The sequence below is a fragment of the Solwaraspora sp. WMMA2080 genome (genome assembly GCF_027497395.1).
Classification (GTDB): domain Bacteria; phylum Actinomycetota; class Actinomycetes; order Mycobacteriales; family Micromonosporaceae; genus Micromonospora_E.
In genome coordinates, this window is record NZ_CP114910.1 from 2,226,294 (window position 1) to 2,243,693 (window position 17,400).

At 69.1% G+C, this 17,400-nt stretch carries 16 protein-coding genes and 1 pseudogene; 15 read left to right on the plus strand and 2 right to left on the minus strand.

Annotated elements, in window-relative coordinates:
• Positions 1-17: 17 nt before the first annotated feature.
• The 3 genes from O7543_RS10135 to O7543_RS10145 are packed head-to-tail and all read left to right on the plus strand — an operon-like array spanning position 18 to position 3,609.
• The gene (locus tag O7543_RS10135; RefSeq protein WP_281554057.1) at positions 18-1,043 is read left to right on the plus strand and encodes a hypothetical protein; all 1,026 of its coding nucleotides are present in this window, start codon (positions 18-20) and stop codon (positions 1,041-1,043) included.
• On the plus strand, positions 998-2,200 hold the full coding sequence (locus O7543_RS10140) for an AMP-binding protein (protein WP_281554056.1): 1,203 nt from the start codon (positions 998-1,000) through the stop codon (positions 2,198-2,200). Before O7543_RS10135 ends, O7543_RS10140 begins: the two co-directional genes overlap by 46 nt.
• Positions 2,197-3,609, plus strand: a complete 1,413-nt coding sequence (locus O7543_RS10145; RefSeq protein ID WP_281554055.1) for a DHA2 family efflux MFS transporter permease subunit — start codon at positions 2,197-2,199, stop codon at positions 3,607-3,609. Before O7543_RS10140 ends, O7543_RS10145 begins: the two co-directional genes overlap by 4 nt.
• 103 nt (positions 3,610-3,712) lie before the next feature.
• Here O7543_RS10145 and O7543_RS10150 read toward each other — a convergent pair whose 3' ends face one another.
• On the minus strand, positions 3,713-4,147 hold the full coding sequence (locus O7543_RS10150; RefSeq protein ID WP_281554054.1) for a PIN domain-containing protein: 435 nt from the start codon (positions 4,145-4,147) through the stop codon (positions 3,713-3,715).
• 712 nt (positions 4,148-4,859) lie between these two features.
• Here O7543_RS10150 and O7543_RS10155 point away from each other — a divergent pair.
• The 10 genes from O7543_RS10155 (at position 4,860) to O7543_RS10200 (ending at position 14,068) form a co-directional block, all read left to right on the plus strand.
• Positions 4,860-5,948 carry a transposase gene (locus tag O7543_RS10155; RefSeq protein WP_281567391.1) on the plus strand — a complete coding sequence of 363 codons (1,089 nt, stop codon included), beginning with the start codon at positions 4,860-4,862 and terminating at the stop codon, positions 5,946-5,948.
• Between the two features lie 65 nt (positions 5,949-6,013).
• Entirely contained in the window at positions 6,014-7,471 is a 1,458-nt protein-coding gene (locus tag O7543_RS10160; protein ID WP_281567392.1) for an IS256 family transposase, read from the plus strand.
• 88 nt (positions 7,472-7,559) lie between these two features.
• Positions 7,560-8,111 (plus strand): transposase, encoded by a 552-nt coding sequence (locus O7543_RS10165; protein ID WP_348650126.1) that lies wholly within the window; start codon positions 7,560-7,562, stop codon positions 8,109-8,111.
• A 750-nt stretch (positions 8,112-8,861) separates the two neighbouring features.
• The gene (locus tag O7543_RS10170; RefSeq protein WP_281554052.1) at positions 8,862-9,071 is read left to right on the plus strand and encodes a hypothetical protein; all 210 of its coding nucleotides are present in this window, start codon (positions 8,862-8,864) and stop codon (positions 9,069-9,071) included.
• A gap of 532 nt (positions 9,072-9,603) precedes the next feature.
• Positions 9,604-10,872 carry an IS4 family transposase gene (locus tag O7543_RS10175; protein WP_281554051.1) on the plus strand — a complete coding sequence of 423 codons (1,269 nt, stop codon included), beginning with the start codon at positions 9,604-9,606 and terminating at the stop codon, positions 10,870-10,872.
• The gene (locus tag O7543_RS10180) at positions 10,847-11,083 is read left to right on the plus strand and encodes a hypothetical protein (protein WP_281550650.1); all 237 of its coding nucleotides are present in this window, start codon (positions 10,847-10,849) and stop codon (positions 11,081-11,083) included. The genes O7543_RS10175 and O7543_RS10180 overlap by 26 nt, the downstream gene beginning before the upstream one ends.
• 82 nt (positions 11,084-11,165) lie before the next feature.
• Positions 11,166-11,417, plus strand: coding sequence for a hypothetical protein (locus O7543_RS10185; RefSeq protein WP_281554050.1), 252 nt, complete (start codon positions 11,166-11,168; stop codon positions 11,415-11,417).
• A gap of 19 nt (positions 11,418-11,436) precedes the next feature.
• Complete coding sequence (locus O7543_RS10190; protein ID WP_281554049.1) at positions 11,437-12,198, plus strand: ATP-binding cassette domain-containing protein; 762 nt, start codon at positions 11,437-11,439, stop codon at positions 12,196-12,198.
• Positions 12,199-12,233: 35 nt separating this feature from the next.
• On the plus strand, positions 12,234-13,451 hold the full coding sequence (locus O7543_RS10195; RefSeq protein WP_281554048.1) for a hypothetical protein: 1,218 nt from the start codon (positions 12,234-12,236) through the stop codon (positions 13,449-13,451).
• A 44-nt stretch (positions 13,452-13,495) separates the two neighbouring features.
• Positions 13,496-14,068 carry a hypothetical protein gene (locus tag O7543_RS10200; RefSeq protein ID WP_281554047.1) on the plus strand — a complete coding sequence of 191 codons (573 nt, stop codon included), beginning with the start codon at positions 13,496-13,498 and terminating at the stop codon, positions 14,066-14,068.
• Between the two features lie 29 nt (positions 14,069-14,097).
• Here O7543_RS10200 and O7543_RS10205 read toward each other — a convergent pair whose 3' ends face one another.
• A complete protein-coding gene (locus O7543_RS10205) occupies positions 14,098-15,627 on the minus strand; it encodes a recombinase family protein (protein ID WP_281554046.1) in 1,530 nt (509 codons plus the stop codon).
• A 1,117-nt stretch (positions 15,628-16,744) separates the two neighbouring features.
• Here O7543_RS10205 and O7543_RS30185 point away from each other — a divergent pair.
• Together O7543_RS30185 and O7543_RS10215 are read left to right on the plus strand one after the other, a co-directional pair.
• A pseudogene (locus tag O7543_RS30185) lies at positions 16,745-16,891 on the plus strand (hypothetical protein); the annotation flags it as partial.
• A 43-nt stretch (positions 16,892-16,934) separates the two neighbouring features.
• Positions 16,935-17,381 carry a hypothetical protein gene (locus O7543_RS10215; protein WP_348650091.1) on the plus strand — a complete coding sequence of 149 codons (447 nt, stop codon included), beginning with the start codon at positions 16,935-16,937 and terminating at the stop codon, positions 17,379-17,381.
• Positions 17,382-17,400 lie beyond the last annotated feature (19 nt).

Here is a 17,400-nt window from a genome sequence, read left to right on the forward strand (position 1 = left end):
CCGCAAGGGAGAGGGCATTGACCGACCACCCGGCCGCGCCCGGTACGGCGCGGCGCCTGAGCTGGATCTACCCCGACCGGGGCACCGCCTGGCTGCGGCAGGCCGAGCAGGATGCGGTCTGGGGGCCGTACCAGGAGATCGCCGCCGACCTGGGCCTGGAGTTCACGGTGAACAAGCCCGAAGAAGTCGCGGTCGACGCGACCGACCCGGGCCAGCCCAAGGTCTACCTGAACGGTGCGCCGGTCACCCCGGCCGACACCATCTTCGTCACCTCGCTGTACTCCCTGCCGCACCAGACCCAGGACGTGTGCAACCAGGTGTTCCTGTTCACCATTCTGGAACGGCTCGGCTTCTACCTGCCGATCCCACCGGCGCTGTCCTACATCGGCGAGGACAAGCTGGCCAGCGTGGTGCACCTGGCCGGCAGTCCGATCCCGCTGCTGCCGACGGTCCGGGTGGGCAGCGGCCGGGAGGCGATGGCCGGGCGCAGCGACGCCGCGCTCGCCGCGCTGCCGTTCCCGTTGATCGTCAAACCCGCCTACTGGGGCATGGGCCTGGGCATCTCAGTGGTGCACAACATGCACGACCTGAAAGGCCTTATCGGACTCGCCGGTGGCTCGGACACCGCGCTGGTCGCCCAGCCCTACCTCAAGGTGGTACGCGAACAGCGGGTGTACGTCGTCGACGGGCAGGCGCACACCGTGCTGTACGGCTACAAGGACGGCTACTGCCTGGCCGTCACCAAGGCCAGCGGCGGTCGGCACGAACGCGGCTACTCCGCTCTGCCGCCGGAACTCGCCGACACCGTCGCCTACGTCGCCGAACGGCTGCCCACGCCGTACTTCACTCTGGACTTCCTCTTCGACGGCGAGCGGCACTGGGTGTCGGAGATCGAACTCGACGGCGCGGTCGCGTTCAACGGCATTCCCGAGCAGGACGCCGCCGCCCGGGCGATCGTGCGGGCCCGGTTCGAGGCGTACCTGGCCGGATTCGCCCGGTGGCACGCCGCTGGCGACGACCAGCCGCGTCGGCGGCAGGGATGATCGGCGCGGTGCCCTGGGACGCGCTGCGCGACCAGGCCCGACGTAACGCCGCCGCCGGTGCCCCGGCCGTGCCGGACGCCGCCGCCGGACTCGCCGACCTGCCGGTCACCGGACCGGACGAGATCTTCGCCGTCTCCCACGCGGTGACCCGGCGGACCGGTGCACTGCTGCTGTCCAGCGGCGGCACCACCGGGCAGCCCAAGCTCACCTACGTGGCGTACCACCAGGCCATCGACCGGCTGCTGCAGCAGTGGCGACCGCTGGTCGGCGGTGACCTCCTGCTCAACCTGTTCACCCCCGGAAGGCTGTGGGCGTCGCACTACTACATGCAGGAGCTGGCCGGACGCTGCGGCGCCGACGTGGCACCGTTCGGTCCGATCACCCCCGAGGAGGTCGATGGCTGGCTGCCGACCCTGCGTCGGCTCGGCGTCAACGCGGTCGCCGGCACCCCGACGGCCCTGGCCGACCTGGCCCGGGGCGTACTCGACGCGGGCGCGGCCACCCCGATCGCAAAAATCATCTGGATGGCCGAGCCGTGGACCGAGGAGAAGGCGACCATCGTGCGGAAGGCGTTCCCGCAGGTCCAGCTATGGGGCAACTACGGCTCGGTCGAAACGTACGTCATCGCCACGAACACCCCGGCCTGCGACCCCTCGGTGCTACACCTGATGCCCGACCAGGTGCTCGAGCTCGACGACGCCGGCGCCCTGCTGTCCAGAGTGGGTGACGGCTGGACGGTGCCGACCGTAAGGTACCGGCTCGGCGACCGGGTCGCGGCGGCGACCTGTGTCTGCGGCCGACCGGACGCGCTGCGGGTGCTGGGCCGCGCCGACGACGCGATCAAGCTGCACGGCGCGCTGGTCGGCATCGGTACGGTGCTGGACATCGTCCGCGCCGCACCAGGGGTACGCGACGCACAGCTGCTGCTGCGGCGGGCCGCCGGTGAACGCCACTCGGTCAGCGCGGTGACCGTGCACTACACCGGGGACGCCGACCCGGCGGCGGTACGCACCCGGCTGCTGCACCAGTTCTACGATCTGGGCGTCGTCGCCCGGCACCACCCGACGGCGGTCGCCGTCGAGCAGGTGCCGCGGCTGCGCCGGGTGGACCGCACCAACAAGATCCCCCCGATGATCTGGCTGGAGCCGACCGGATGACGACCGTGAGCGAGCCGAAGCTGTTGACCAGACTGCGCGGCAACCCGTGGGCGGTGCTGGCCGTCCTGTCGTTGGCGTACTTCCTCACCCAGCTCGACGTGGCGGTGCTCGCCGTCGCGGTACCCAGCATCATGGCCGACCTCGACGCGTCGGCCGACCAGGTGGTGTGGTCGCTGAGCGCCTACATCTTCCTGCTGGCGATGGCTCTGATCACTGCCGGCCGGCTCGGTGACCTCTACGGCCGTCGGCGGATCTTCCTGATCGGGGTCGCCGTCTTCACCGCCGCCAGTGTCGCGGCGGGCCTGGCCCAGGGGCCCGGCCAGCTGATCGCTGCCCGCGCGGTGCAGGGTCTCGGCGCGGCGCTACTCACCCCGCAGACCCTCGCCCTGCTGATGGAGGCCTTCCCACCGGACCGCCGGGGCACGGCGTTCGGCATCCGGGGCGCGGTCGGCGGGATCGCCGCGATCAGCGGACCGGCCGCCGGCGGGGTGCTGGTCAGCACCCTCGACTGGCGGTGGATCTTCTGGCTGAACCTACCGCTCGGGTTGCTGATGCTCGTGGTCGGCCGGCTCGTGCTGCCCGAGGTCGCGCAACGCGTCCGCCGCCGGCTCGACGTGACCGGTGTGGTGCTGGCCTCGGCGGTGTTGTTCTGCCTGGCGTTCGGCATCAGCCAGGGCGAACGGTACGGCTGGAACGCCGGTATCTGGGCGACGCTCGGCGTGTCCGGGGTGTGCGTGGCGGCCTTCCTCGCGCAGCAGCGCCGCCGCCAGGACCGGGAGCCGCTGGTGCCGTTCACCCTGTTCCGGCAGCGCAACTTCCCGCTGATGAACGGCTTCTCGCTGACCACCTCCGGCACCGTCATCGGCCTGGTGCTGGTGCTGTCGCTGTACTTCCAGCAGGTGCTCGGCCTCGACGCGTGGGCCGCCGGGCTGATGATCGTGCCGGCGTCACTGTTCTCCACCCTGCTCGACCCGGTGGCCGGCAAACTCGCCGACCGGGTCCAGGGACGCTACCTGCTGCTGGTCGGGGCGGTGGCCACCGTCGCCGGCATGGCGTGGGCCGCGGTCGAGATGCGCGACGGTGCGACGTGGACGGCGTTCGTCGCCCCGATGTGCGTCATCGGTGTCGGCAACGCTTTCCTGTTCACCCCGCTGGCGGTGGTCGCGTTGTCCGACGTCGAACAGCAGCAGGCCGGCGCCGCGTCCGGGGTGCTGATCACCTCGTTGCAGATCGGTTCGATGCTGGGCGCCGCGGCCGTCGGTGCCCTGCTGCACAATCAGATCGGCGAGGTCGTCACCATCGGGGCGGCCCGCGCGGCGATGCTGCTGCTGGCCGGGGTGGCCGTGCTGGGCAGCATCGCCTGCCTGGTCGCCGGCCCGAACCTGACCAGGACGACATCGCAACCGTGACGGCGGTCGTCGCCGGCCTGACCGTGGCCCACTGACTTCGCCACCGGTGTGACGCCTCGGCGCGCGGAGCCCAGGTGATCTATCTGCGGCGCGACGTGAGCCGTCAGACGTGCACCACCACGACCCGCTGCTCCTTCGGCCGGTCCAGCTCCTCGACGAGGCGGTTCATGTCGTCCGGGTCGCTGGTCAGCAGCACGACGGGACGCGGCATCTCCAAAGCGGTAACGGCAACCACCGCGTCGATGGCACAACGGTGCCCCGACAGCCCGGTCGCTCCGAGAAGTTCACCTGCCCGCCTGCCGATCTGCGGGCTCACCGGCTGCACCACGATCCTCGACAGCACCCTGTGGAGGCGGGCATCACGCGGCCCACCTCGAAGGACCTCCGTCAGCGTGACAGCACTCGCCACGACCCTGGCGCCGCGTTCCCGGGCCGCCTCCAGGAAGGCCCTCGACTTGTTGTCGCCCTGTGCGAGCTTTACCAGGCCTTCGCTGTCGAGTACCAGCGTGCCGCCTGTTCCTACCGCCCGTCTGGCCATGACGCCCTCGCCTCGTCCAACGCGTCAGGTGGCACAGGTCCGTGCTCCGAGCGGAGGAGATCCGAAAGCTCCCCGATGAGATCCGACTCAAGCTGTCGAGCGACCGCTTCAGTCACGTACTGGCTGAACTCCCCCCGGCCCACCCGCTGCTGCACGGCGATAGTCAAGTCTTCTGGCATCGACACACTCACTTTGCGTGCGCGGCCGACCAGCCGGAGCCTGCGGCCAGCGCCGGACGCCTCGCCCACGACGGCTGCTTCCAACTCAGCCAGCAGGTCGGGCGACGCTGCCCCAGGGTCACGAATCGCCTCCAGGACTTCCGGGAGCATCAGACGCAGGCGATCCGCAGGGTCGCCCGCGCCCGGTGGGAGCGGTTCGACAGCCATACGGCCAATGCTACCAGCGGTAGGAACCTTGCGCCGTCACCATCGAAGCGGACGACGGGTCAGCGGCACCCGTTGGGCTTGGTGGCCAGGGGGACTAAATTTGCTCCCTTACTGCCGCCACTATCAACATATAGCGCATAGGTGGTCTTGCGGCAAGACCCGGGTCGTCGTAAGTAGTCCCAGTTCCCGTGGGTGACTTTGTGTAGTCGGACAGTTGGTGCGTGCTCCGGCAGCCGTGGTGGTGTTGATTTGCGGCCGTGACGGTCTCGGTTGGTGCTTCGGTGGAGGCGGATGCTGACGCGGGGTTGAGGTCTGCGCTGGCTCGGGTGGTGGAGGCCAACGAGCGGTGGGAGCGGTTGGCCGGGCAGTTGCGGGAGGAGAACGCGGCGCTGCGGGTGGAGAACGAGCGGTTGCGGGAACGTGATGTGCGGCGTGAGGCCGAGTTGGAGCGGGTGTCGGCGGAGTTGGCGGTGTTGCAGCGGTTGGTGTTCGGGCGTTCGTCGGAGCGGGTTCGGCCGCAGCCGACGGCGGGCGACGGTGACGGCCAGGCGGGGTATGGCGGTGAGCCTGGCGAGCGTGAGCGGGAGAGGGCACCGCGGCGGGGGCCGGGAGGGCGGGCCGGTCGCAGGGATTACTCGCATCTGCCGCGGGTGGAGGTGGTGTGGGACTTCGCCGGGGGCGGGTACTGCTGCCCGGACTGTTCGTCGCGGTTCGAGGCGTTCGACGATCACGCCTTCGAGCAGGTCGATTGGCGGGTGACGGTGCGGGTGGTGGTGCACCGTCGGCGCCGGTACCGGCGGCGGTGCCGGTGTGCCGGGGCGAGGACGGTGACCGCGCCGGGCCCGCCGAAAGCGGTCGGCAAGGGCCGGTTCAGTAACGGGTTCATCGCGATGCTGCTGGTCGAACGGTTCGTGGCCGGGCGCTCCCAGAACTCCCTGATCGCCGGGCTGGCACGCCAGGGCGCCGAGGTCAGCTCCTCGACGTTGGTCGGGACCTGCGCGGCCGCCGGGACGTTGCTGGCGCCGTTGGAGGAGCGGATTGTCGCCCGGTCCCGTGATTCGTGGCATCCGCACGCCGACGAGACGTCGTGGCACGTGTTCACCCCCGATGGTGGTGACGGGCCGGCCCGCTGGTGGCTGTGGGTGTTCATCGGCGCGGACACCACCTGTTTCGTGATGGACCCGACCCGCGCCGGCGCTGTTTTGGCCCGCCACGCCGGGATCGACACCGCCACCGGACAGCTGACCCCGCACGCTGATGGTGGGCCACGGCGGCTGGTCGTCTCCAGCGACTTCTACACCGTCTACGCCTCGGCCGGGCGTAGGACCGACGGCCTGACCAACCTGTACTGCTGGGCCCATGTCCGCCGGTACTTCGTGCGCGCCGGGGACGGGCCTGTAGGGAGATCTGTGTAACGGATGTCAGTAGAAGTCCGTTATGACCGGTGGGTAGCCGGTCGACACAGTGAGGACCAGTTTCGATGACACTTTCAACGGTGGAGCAGTACGACTCCGGCGTCGATGCCGACGCGGAGGTCGCGGCGTTGACGCGGCGGATCGCCGCTGACGGGCCGCGGCTGCCTCTGGCGGCGGCGGTGCCGGACGAGGCGGCGGCGCGTGAGGCGGCCCGCCGGGCGGTGGCGGATCTGATCGACAAGCAGGCCCTGGACGCGTTGCTGGCCCAGGTCAAGGGTGACGGGTTGCGGCTGACCGGGCCGGGCGGGTTCCTGTCCGAGCTGGTACGCGCCGTTCTGGAACGGGGGCTGCGGGCCGAGTTGACCGAGCATCTGGGCTACGCCCGTCGTGACGCGTCGGGTAACGGCTCGGGTAACTCGCGTAACGGGTCGACCGCGAAGACGGTGCAGACCGAGATCGGCCCGGTCGATGTGAAGGTGCCCCGGGACCGGGCGGGCACGTTCACCCCGATGCTGGTGCCGAAGAACGCCCGCCGGCTCGGTGGCCTGTCGGACGTGATCATCAGCCTGTACGCGGGTGGGATGACGGTCCGCGACATCTGTCACCACCTGCAGCGGGTCTACGGCACCGAGGTGTCACCCGACACGGTCTCCACCATCACCGACGAAGTTCTGGAGGAGGTGAAGGCGTGGCAGCACCGGCCGTTGGACGAGGTGTACCCGATCGTCTACGTCGACGCGTTGATGGTGAAGGTCCGCGACGGCGCCCAGGTCCGTAACAAGGCCTGTTACCTCGTCGTGGGGGTCAACACCGACGGGGTCAAGCACGTCCTCGGTATCTGGGTGCAGCAGACCGAGGGGGCGAAGTTCTGGATGCAGGTCTGCACCGAGCTGCGTAACCGTGGGGTGCGTGATGTGCTGATCGCCTGCTGTGACGGGTTGACCGGTCTGCCCGAGGCGATCGAGGCGGTGTGGCCGCACACCACCGTGCAGACGTGTGTGGTGCATCTGATCCGGGCGGCGACGAAGTTCGTGTCCTACAAGGACCGTAGGGTGATGGCCGCCGCGTTGAAGGACATCTACACCGCTCCGACGGTGGAGGCGGCCGAGACCGCGATGCTCGGTTTCGCCGACAGCCCGCTCGGTAGGCGGTACCCGGCCGCGGTCGCGGTCTGGGAACGGGCGTGGGATCGGTTCACTCCGTTCCTGGCGTTCCCGCCCGAGGTCCGCCGGATCATCTACACCACCAACGCGATCGAGAGTTTCAACTACCAGATCCGGAAGATCATCAAGAACCGTGGGCATTTCCCCACCGACGACGCCGTGATCAAGCTGATCTGGCTCGCGATCGCCGACATCGAGGACAAACGCGCCCGGCAACGCGCCGCCGAGGCCGGTAGACCCGCGAACTCCCGCACCGCGCCGCCACGGCTGGTCGAAGGCGCCGGCGTGCACGGCTGGAAACAGGCCCTCAACGCGTTGGACCTGTTCTTCCCGAACCGTATCCCCATCGATGCCCGATAGTTGGACAGGATAGGGCGTTACACAGAAATTCGGACAGGCTCCCGGGGACGCGAACCCGACCCAACTGGCGTATTGGACCCGAGACTGGCTGGACCGGATCAAGGCCCTGTACCACGCCCACGACGAGCTGACCGACGCGTGGAACGCATCCACGGCCGCCGCAGGGACGGCGGCGACCCGGCTGGACGACGCGTACACCGCCTGGGACACCGCCCTGCAGGCGATCGACACCGCCCGGCAGGCCCAGATGGCCAGCCCCGGCCTGCAACAACCCGCGAAGAAGGCCCTGGCCACCCTGGACCGCGAGTGGGACGGCCTGACCGCGCACCGCGACTACCCGATGATCAGCCTGGACAACAACACGTCCGAGCGGGCACTGCGACGGCCCGTCATCACCCGCAAGAACGCCTACGGCTCCCGCACCGACGACGCCGCGCGCCTCGCCGCGACCGTCTGGACCGTCACCGCCACCGCCGAACAGGCCGGCCTCAACGTCCTGACCTACCTCACCGCCTACCTCGACGCCTGCGGTCGCAACGGCGGCAGACCCCTGACCGGCCCCGACCTCCAACGATTCCTGCCCTGGACCGCGTCCCCCGCCGACCTGCACACCTGGGCCCAGCCACCCCCGACCGGCTGACACCCACACCGACCACCGCGACGGCGACGCCACACCCGGCCACGCCGACCATCAGCATGCCCACAAACCGCGTCGCCCAACCCCACGAGACTTGGGACTACTTACGCACCACGAGCGTGTCGCAGGGGCGCCGCCGACCGCTCCGACGGAGGCGGGACCGGTGCCGGCGTGCCGGTAACACCCATCGCCCCGGCGGTCCGGGCGCTACCGGTAGCCCCGTAACGCCAGCCGGGGCGGTAACGCCTACGAGCACCTGGTAACGCCTCGACCCGAATGCCTCGCAACTGATCTGTGCATTTCGTCACACCCTATTGTCCCGGCCTGTGTCGGGCTTTGTTTTCCCGTGTCGCCTCGTGCCGGAAACGGCTGTCACCGAGGGCTACGGGTAGCGCGGGTGGTAACGCCCTCGCGTCATTCTCAACTGAAGGAAAGGCGAAAAGCGATGACCGCAGTGAACCGGAAACCAGCGGAACCGACCGTGGAGGACGATGGCCACAAGCCAGACGACACCTGACCCACGCCGTCGCCCACCAGGCGACCGGTCGCCGGACCTGGCCTCTCCCGGCCAAGACGGCGACCCCACCCCCGCCGACCACCCGACCGGCCAGCCCAACGCCAGGGGGGCGTTACCGCTGGCCACCCCTCCACCCCCGCACCCGAACAACAGCCCGCATCAGCCGACCGGACCCGCCAACCCCACCCAACCACGACCACGAGCAGGACAGCGACCCGTCCGAGGTGAAAGCGATCATGCGGGCACGCCTCGCCGCGATGGCCGCGCCCCGCGACACCGACGACCCCGAACTCGCGGCACTCCGCGCCATCCTCCGCGACCAGGCACTGATGGCCCACGTGACCGCCAACGTCGACCAGTGGCCGCCGCTCGCAGACGCGCAGCGCGCCACCGTGGCGGCGCTACTCGGCCGACGTCGACGGCAGACGAGACGCAGCAACGGATAGAGACCAACGCGCGTGTGGCGGGGCATCCCTTCGGGAGTGCCCCGCCCGGCAGCCGAGCCGCCGTCGAGGGCTGCCCAGTGCGCGTTGCGCATCGAAAATAGGTAAAAATGCGACAGCCGTGGCGGCCGGGGTGCGGCGTGGGAGCCTGCGCCCTGGTGGAACCATTCAGGAATCCGTCACTACTCTGAAGATCATTTCTTCAGGTGTCGAGCGTCCGGCCGAAGAAATTTGTCCGATTCGGAAATTTCTTGCTGATTTCTGTAAGTAAATTCGGAATTTGGATGAGTTGAGAGTTCTCCGAATGACTGTCTGTGACGGGGTGGCGCATTGACCCTGGGCGTTGGGGAGTGGTGTAGTGAATTCGGCTAGCCGCTGTCGATGCGTTCGTTGGTCATCCTGGAACGAGGATTTGGAGAATCGTATGAGGCGATTGGTCGGAGCCGTTTTGGCGGGAGCTCTGGGGTTGTCGGTCCTGGCGGTCGCTAGTCCCAATGCCGTTAACTTAGTGTGGGGCGGTCTATGATCTCTGCTCGTGGCGAGGGCTGGTCAGGTCAAGGCGGGGTCGCGGGTTCGGTTGCCGGATCTGGTGGGGGTCGGGGTGTTGACGGCGGCGTTCCCGCCGGAGTCGGTGGATCTGGCGATCGAGGAGTGGGATGCGCGGGAGCAGCGGCATCGGCTGCTGCCGGCTCGGTTGATGGCGTACTACGTGATGGCGTGCGTGTTGTTTCTCGACAGCGCGTACGTGGAGGTGTGGAACAAGCTGCTGGGTGGGCTGTCGTGGGCCCGGCGGTACCGGATGCGGCGGCAGGTGGGGATGCAGCCGTCGGCGGCGGCGCTGGCCAAGGCCAGGGTGCGGTTGGGGCCGGAGGCGATGCAGGGGGTGTTGGCGACCTCGATGCGGCCGATGGTGACCGACGCGGCCGCGGCGCCGTGGGCGTACTTCCATGGGTTGCGGAAGCTGGCCGCCGACGGGTTCACCATGAATGTGGCTCGGACGCCGGAGAACGTGGCGCGTTTCGGGATGCCCTCGAACTCGGCCGGACCGGTGGGGTATCCGCAGGTCCGGGTGGTGGCGCTGGCCGAGGTCGGTACCCGCTGCCTGCAAGGCGCCGCCGTGGGCGTGCTGGCCACCGGGGAGCAGAACCTGGCCCGCACGTTGTGGCCACGGTTGGGAACCGGGGACGTGGTCGTGGCCGACCGTAACTTCCTGTCGTACGAGGACCTGACCGCGATCGTGGCCACCAACGCGCACGCGGTACTGCGAGTCAAGGCGGGGGTGGACCTGCCGGTGCTGCAGGTCCTGGCCGACGGCTCGTATGTGTCGAGGATCGCCGACCCGCAACAGGCACGACGGCTGCGCCGCCGCAAGACGAAGGTACCCCCTGAGCAGATCCCCGGCATCAGCGTCCGGGTGATCGGGTACACGGTGGAATCCGAGCCGGACGAGCACGGCAACCGTGAGGTCAGCGAACTGTTCTGCCTGGTGACCACCCTGCTCGACCCGGACGCCTACCCCCTGCGGGATTTCCCCGAGCTCTACCACGAGCGGTGGACCCTGGAGACCGCGATCGGTGACGTGGAGACCCGGCTGCGCGGCGGCGCCGAGGTCGTCCCGCGGTCCGGGCGCCCGGACCTGGTCTACCAGGAGGTCTACGCATTGCTCTGCGTCTACCAGGCCATCCGCGCGCTGATCGTCGCCGGTGCCGAACACGCCGACCTGGACCCCGACCGCATATCGTTCACCCGCACCGTGCAGGCAGCCGCGCGTCACGTCAGTGACGACGCGGCCTTTTCCCCCTGACGACCTGGCCGATCTGGTCGCCGACGTCATCTACGAGATCACCGACGAACGCAACCTCCTACCGGCCACGCCCCGCATCCGCAGCTTCGCCCGCCAACAACGCCAACCCGGACGCCGCTACCCCCGCCAGACAGACGACTACAAGAAACCCCTACCACCCCGCACCAAGATCAGGTTGTGGGTCCTGACCAGGCCAGACACGTTAAGTTGACGGTATTGTCGCTAGTCCGGCATGGGCGGACCCGCCGGGCTGCTCCCAGGGCAACACTGCCTTTAGTCAGAGCGGTGGCTATATGACGGCGTGGAACAACGCTTCGTGCTCCTCGTCGGCGACTCGCACCTTCCGCGTCGAGATCAAGAGGAACGTGACACTGTTGCCCGACCCTGTGGTGTCCAGCTACGACGACTACTATACCGGTACCCTCTATATCGCCAGCACGAGTAGCTGTGACGGCGGACGGAGCGCCAACTACTACGGCCGTTCGTTCTTCACCTCTCACCCGACCTACGTGGACACCGGTAACCTGTTGGTTAACACCTGCTGAACCCAACCGATCGGGGATCATGATGGACGACCCAGTCGTGGGGCGCGGACTGACGCAGCGATACGGGAAACGTAAAGTTTTTCACGATCTTGACGTCACCGTTCCGGCCGGGGTGACGGTCCTCCTCGGGCCAAACGGCGCGGGCAAGACGACACTGCTGAGCACCATCGTGGGCCTCAAACGCCCAGATTCGGGAACTCTCCACGTCCTCGGTCGCGATGTTCTGCGTCGCGGCGGTCTCCGGGCCGTCGCGGCGCGTGTCGGGTTCCTGCCGCAGGTCGTATCCCACTATCCCGGCTACACCGTCCGGGAATTCGTTGCCTACGCCGCATGGCTCAAGGGCGTCTCGGGACGGGATCTCGACATGAAGGTGGATCGGGCAGTCGGGCTGATGGGCCTGACCGATCAGGCCAGCTCCCGTATGGGAATTCTGTCGGGCGGCATGCTGCGCCGGGCGGGTATCGCGCACGCCATCGTCCATGAGCCGGCGCTGCTCATCCTCGACGAGCCGGCAGCTGGTCTCGATCCACAGCAACGGATCGAATTGCGCCGCGTTCTACGTACGCTAGCCGGCGATGCGGCAGTGCTGGTCAGTACGCACGTGGTGGAGGATGCCCGGCATGTCGCGGACACCGTCGTGGTTCTTCACGGTGGTGCGGTGGCGTTCACGGGAACAGTCGGAGGGCTGGAGAGCCTCGCCAGTTCGGAAGGGGACGGGGACAGCGATCTGGAGCGCGGCTACCTCGCCACGCTGCATCGCTCGCGGGTGGTGTCTGTGTGACTCTGATCCGTATCGAGTTACGCCGAGGACCAGGTTTGTGGACCCTTCCGGTCCTGGTGGCCGTCGGCGTGTTCATGGCCCGCGCCCAGCTGAGCACGGACACCGTCTGGTCGTATGCCACGGGCGCGGCGGCAAGCGCCCCGGTACTGATGGCTCCGCTGGGTGCGGGCATCGCCGCCTGGGCGGGAGGGCGTTCGCAGCGTCGCGGCACGCGCTACGCCTGGCTTCTCGCAGGCCGGGATCCGGCGCAGGCTCCGCTGGTCGAGGCCGGCGTGCTGGTGGCGTGCGCCGTCACCGCCTACGGCCTGGTCACGGCGGCAACGCTGCTACCCACAGCAACTTCAGCGACGTGGGGTGGACCATTCTGGTGGTGGCTGGCGTCCGCCGGCATGGGGTTCACCGCCGTGATCGCGGTCGCCTACGCCGTTGGTGTCCTACTGCCGGGCCGGTTCACCCCGTTCGTGGCGGCTCTGGTCACCTACCTGTCGACCATCTTGAACCTCGGGCAAAGCGGGACCACGTACGCGCTGTTCCCGATCACCGTCGAGATCGTCCTGCCGTTCAACACGCCACACACCCCGACGATGCGAGGCCAGATCCTGTGGTTCACTGGCCTCGGTCTGCTGGCCCTCACCCTGGTCGCCATCAAGGTCCGCTCCCCGGCGCGGTCGGTGATCCCAGCGGCTGCCCTGTCGGCAGCACTTGTCGTCGCCGGCACCGCAACCGTGATCGGCGAGAACGGCCGATTCACCACCCTGAACCGCCACATCACCTGGTCCTGCGTTGGCTCCTCACCCGAGGTCTGCGTCCACCCCGCCTTTACCAGCAGCATCTCGGCGATCAGACAACGAGCACAGGCCATCGGCCAGCGACTGGAATCCACACCGTTCGCCATCACCCGGGTCGAGCACCGCCCCCGAGGCGTCGGCGGTCAGCCCACACCCGGCGCGATCGCCTTCGCCCTCGACGCCCCCAGCCCCGACCATTACGACCGCGCAGGCATCGACATCGCCATCGCAGCTCTCGGCGCTGACTCCTGCGCCGTGGGACGCGAGACCAGCGGTCACGCGATGGCCCAACTACTCGTCGCATGGGCAGCGGGCAACGAGAGCCTGTTCATCCCACGAGGCACCGCGCAGCAGCACGCCAAAAACCGCTTCCTTCGCCTGCCACTCACCGCTCAACAGCAGTGGCTGACCGTCCACGCCGACGCCGTCCGTCAGTGTTCCGTGACCCCCGGCGCGTTCACATGACCGGTCACCGGCTCCTGACCAAATCGCGACGAGCGGTGCCCCTGTTGCTCACCCTCGTCATCGTCGCGGCCGTCTCCCGGGAACTCGCCGGCCAGCACCTGATCATCGGCACCACCACACCGATCCCACTGCCATGGGCCGCAGTCCTTCCCGCGATCACCGCCTACCTCACGACCATCGCCATCTGGTCCACCCTGCCACTGCAGGAACACCTCGCCGTTCGCCGCGTCGACCGATACGACCTGTTCTACCTCACCGCCGCAGCCGCCGTCGGCGTCGGGCTCGTCGCCTGGGCCGCCCAACCAGTCACCGGCACCATCACCGCACCCGGTGCCATCCGCAACTACCTCGGACTACTCGGATACACCCTGATCGGAACAACGTTCTTCCACACCACCATGGGCTGGACCATCCCCACCACCCTGCTCACCACCGGCCTGGTCACCGCCGGTGCCGGCATCGATCTGCCCCCGCTGGACTGGCCAGCCCGCCACGACACCGACCCCAGGTCCTGGGCCGCCGCCATCACGATCCTCGTCGCAGGTGTCGCCACCTACGCCAACCCCACCCGCCGACGCGTCCACGCACGACGCGCAGCCCACACCCCACCTCAATAGCGGGCGCGCGCCCAGAGAGGGCACAGCGGCTACACGGCGGCCAAGGTGCCGAGGTCATGTTTCGGCTCAATGCGCACCGTGGTCGGGTCGAACCCGCGTCCCTTCCGCCCGGACGGCAGAATCGTGACCGTCATCAGCCGGTCGATCACCACCCGCTTGTCAGCGAGAGGGGCGTCCCGCCACGCCGTCACCGGGTCCGGGGCGTTCACCAACGGCGACAACGGATCACTACCCACACCCGCGTGCAACTGGGCGTCGATCTCCGCGACCATCGCGGCGGCCTCACGGCGGGCCTCCCGCGCGTACTCGCGGGTCTCCAACCCCCGCAACTCATCCGCCAGAATCCGCTTCATACGCTGCTGGATCGCGGCCCGCTGCGCCCGCAACCCCTCCACATCGACCTGCGGGGCCGGCTCGGCCAGCAACTCGAACGCACGCGGATGCGTCAACGCGTACACCACATGCGCGAACACCGCCGCGTCCACATGCGCCTGATTACGGGCCAGATGGTTGCGCGCCTTGCATGTGTACCGAGGCGCACGCCCCGCGACGGTGACATGAACAGTCACCGCACGCCCCGCTTCCACACCCAGCGGGGTACACACCCCGCACCGGTAGATCCCCGACCCCACCCACCGCGCCGCCGCCCCCGGCCCGGACCGCCGGGACGGATCGGTCAACAGATCCCGCACGGCGAAGAACACCGCCGGATCGACGATCGGCTTCCACGGCGCGACCACCCCCTCCAGGATCTGTCCGCCGTACACCATGAACCCGGCGTTACGCGGACGCAGCAGAATGTCCCGCAGCCCCTCAGCCGACCACGCCGCACCACTCACCGTCGACACCGACCCCGCCCGCAACTCCGCCGCCAACGACCGCAGGGACGCCCCCTGCAGCAGCCGCTGCGAACAGTCCTCGATCACCGCCGCCTCCACCTCGATGCGCGTGACACCGCTCTGGCAGTCCCGGCCACCGTGCCACGGACACACGTACCGGCCAGGGTCACCAGCGCCGACCGGCGGCGGACCGCCGCAGAACCCGAACGGACGCCGACCCCCACCCCACTGACCGTGCATCGCCTGCCGCAACCGCTCCCCACGGACCCGCCGCCCCGTGTCCCGGCTGGCCTTGTTCGCCATCGTCACCATCACCCTCGCCAGCGTGATCTCCGAGTCCGTGCCACCGTCGGTGAACCGCAACGACCCCGACAACGACTGCGCGTTCGCACCCGTCTCCTGAACAGCATCGATCATGTCCTCCAGATCCCGAGGATCACGCACCGCCCGGTCCAGGTCCACCGCCAACACCGCCTGCGACCGGCGGTGCCGCACCCGGTCCAACAACCGGGTGAACCCCGGCCGGATCACCCGCAACACCGTCGACCCGTCCGGCAGCCGGATCTTGCGCCGTTTGAACGCCGACGCCGGTTTAGGCTTGCCGTTAGCCATGTCGTTCTCGACAATGACCTCACCGACCGTCCACCCGAGCTGACCCGCACGGTCCCGCAACAACCGCTCGTGTTCCACGAGCCCCTTGCTCTCACCATCGCTGTTCAAGTCCTCGACCCGCAGGTCAGACAAGCGAAGGTACAGATCCACAACCGTTGGAGGAGTATCAATGCCCATGCACCAACTATGTGCTAGAACCGGGGACCGGGCAAGACCGTCGTCGCCCTGCACCGCACCGCATACCTGCGCTACCACGACCCCCGACTCGGCCAGCGTCGCGGCGGGGTGCTGTTCGTCGGACCGCACCAGCCCTATCTGGCGTACGTCGCCGACGTCCTGCCCAACCTCGGCGAGGACGACGTGCAGACCTGCACCCTGGCCGGCCTGGTCGCCGAGGGTGCAGGCGCAGCGGCCGAACCCGACCCTGAGGTGGCCCGGCTGAAGTCGTCGGCGCGGTGGGAGGCGGCGGTCGAGGCGGCCGTCCGGTTCTACGAGGAGCCGCCGCAGACCGCGACGACGGTGGCCACCGGTTGGACCGAGCTGACCATCACTCCCGGCGACTGGGCCGACGCGTTCGCCGCACCCGGGCCGGGTGTGCCGCACAACGAGGCCCGCGAGCAGATCATGGACGAACTGCTGACCATTCTGGTCGGTCGCTACGACGGCGACGAGCCGGAAGACCAGGTCCGCGCCGCACTGGACCAGAACCGGTCGCTGCGTACGGCGGTCAACCGGGCCTGGCCGCTGCTCGACCCGGCCGACATCGTCGCCGACCTGTGGTCGGTCCCGGCCTACCTGCGCCGGTGCGCGCCGTGGCTCGACCCGGCCGAGATCCGTACGCTGCAACGCGCCGACCCTCGGGCCTGGACAGTCGAAGACCTGCCGCTGCTGGACGCGGCCCGGCTGCGTCTCGGTGACGCGCAGGCGTCCGACCGCGAGCGGCGGCACCGGGCGGCGGTGGCCGTCGAACGGGTCCACCGGGCCCGGGTGATCGACGACCTACTCGACGCGCACAGCTACGACGACGGCGAAGGCGTCCTGGCGATGCTGCGCCACCAGGATCTGCAGGAAACGCTGATCGACGAGACGGCCGGGCCGGACGCCGACCCGGACGCGTTGGCCGGCCCGTTCGCGCACATCGTGGTCGACGAGGCGCAGGAGTTGACCGACGCGCAGTGGCAGATGCTGCTGCGCCGCTGCCCGTCGCGCAGTTTCACCATCGTCGGTGACCGCGCCCAGGCCCGGCACGGCTTCACCGAGTCGTGGCCGGACCGGCTCGCCCGGATCGGGGGGACCGGACACCCTGCGGGACCTGGTCACCCAGCTCGGACCGCAGGCGCGCGCCGCCACGCCCGGCGAGGCCGCCCGCGCCGGGGACGTCGTCGTGGTGACGACCCCATTCAAGGCCTACCTCGATGTCCCCCATCGCGCCGCTGCGCGGCACGGTCGTCATCGACACCATGAACTACTACCCGGAACGCGACGGCCACTTCCCCGAACTCGACGCCGGCCGGACCACCACCGGCGAACTGCTCCAGGCCCACCTGCCCGAGTCGTTCGTCGTCAAGGCGTTCAGCAACATCTTCTTCAAACACCTGGCCACGCTCGGCCGGCCCGCCGGCGCCGCCGACCGCAGCGCCATCGCCATCGCCGGTGACGACCACAACGCGAAGGCCACCGTCGCCGCCCTCATCGACACAATCGGCTACGACGTCCACGACGCGGGCGCCCTCGCCGACAACCGCCGGTTCGGCCCTGGTACGCCGGCCCACCACGCCTACCTCGACCCGGACGGCATGTTCACCGCCCCCGGCCGGCCGGCCGACGCGGCCCGACTCGCCGAACTCCTCGACAGCAACTGACCGGCCGCCAGCCGGCTAG

Bases quoted from the DNA above. Each gene is read 5' to 3' on its own strand.
- O7543_RS10145 (WP_281554055.1), top strand. From the start codon at position 2,197: ATGACGACCGTGAGCGAGCCGAAGCTGTTGACCAGACTGCGCGGCAAC.
- O7543_RS10150 (WP_281554054.1), bottom strand. From the start codon at position 4,147: ATGGCCAGACGGGCGGTAGGAACAGGCGGCACGCTGGTACTCGACAGC.
- O7543_RS10160 (WP_281567392.1), top strand. From the start codon at position 6,014: ATGACACTTTCAACGGTGGAGCAGTACGACTCCGGCGTCGATGCCGAC.
- O7543_RS10170 (WP_281554052.1), top strand. From the start codon at position 8,862: ATGCGGGCACGCCTCGCCGCGATGGCCGCGCCCCGCGACACCGACGAC.
- O7543_RS10185 (WP_281554050.1), top strand. From the start codon at position 11,166: ATGACGGCGTGGAACAACGCTTCGTGCTCCTCGTCGGCGACTCGCACC.
- O7543_RS10190 (WP_281554049.1), top strand. From the start codon at position 11,437: ATGATGGACGACCCAGTCGTGGGGCGCGGACTGACGCAGCGATACGGG.
- O7543_RS10215 (WP_348650091.1), top strand. From the start codon at position 16,935: ATGTCCCCCATCGCGCCGCTGCGCGGCACGGTCGTCATCGACACCATG.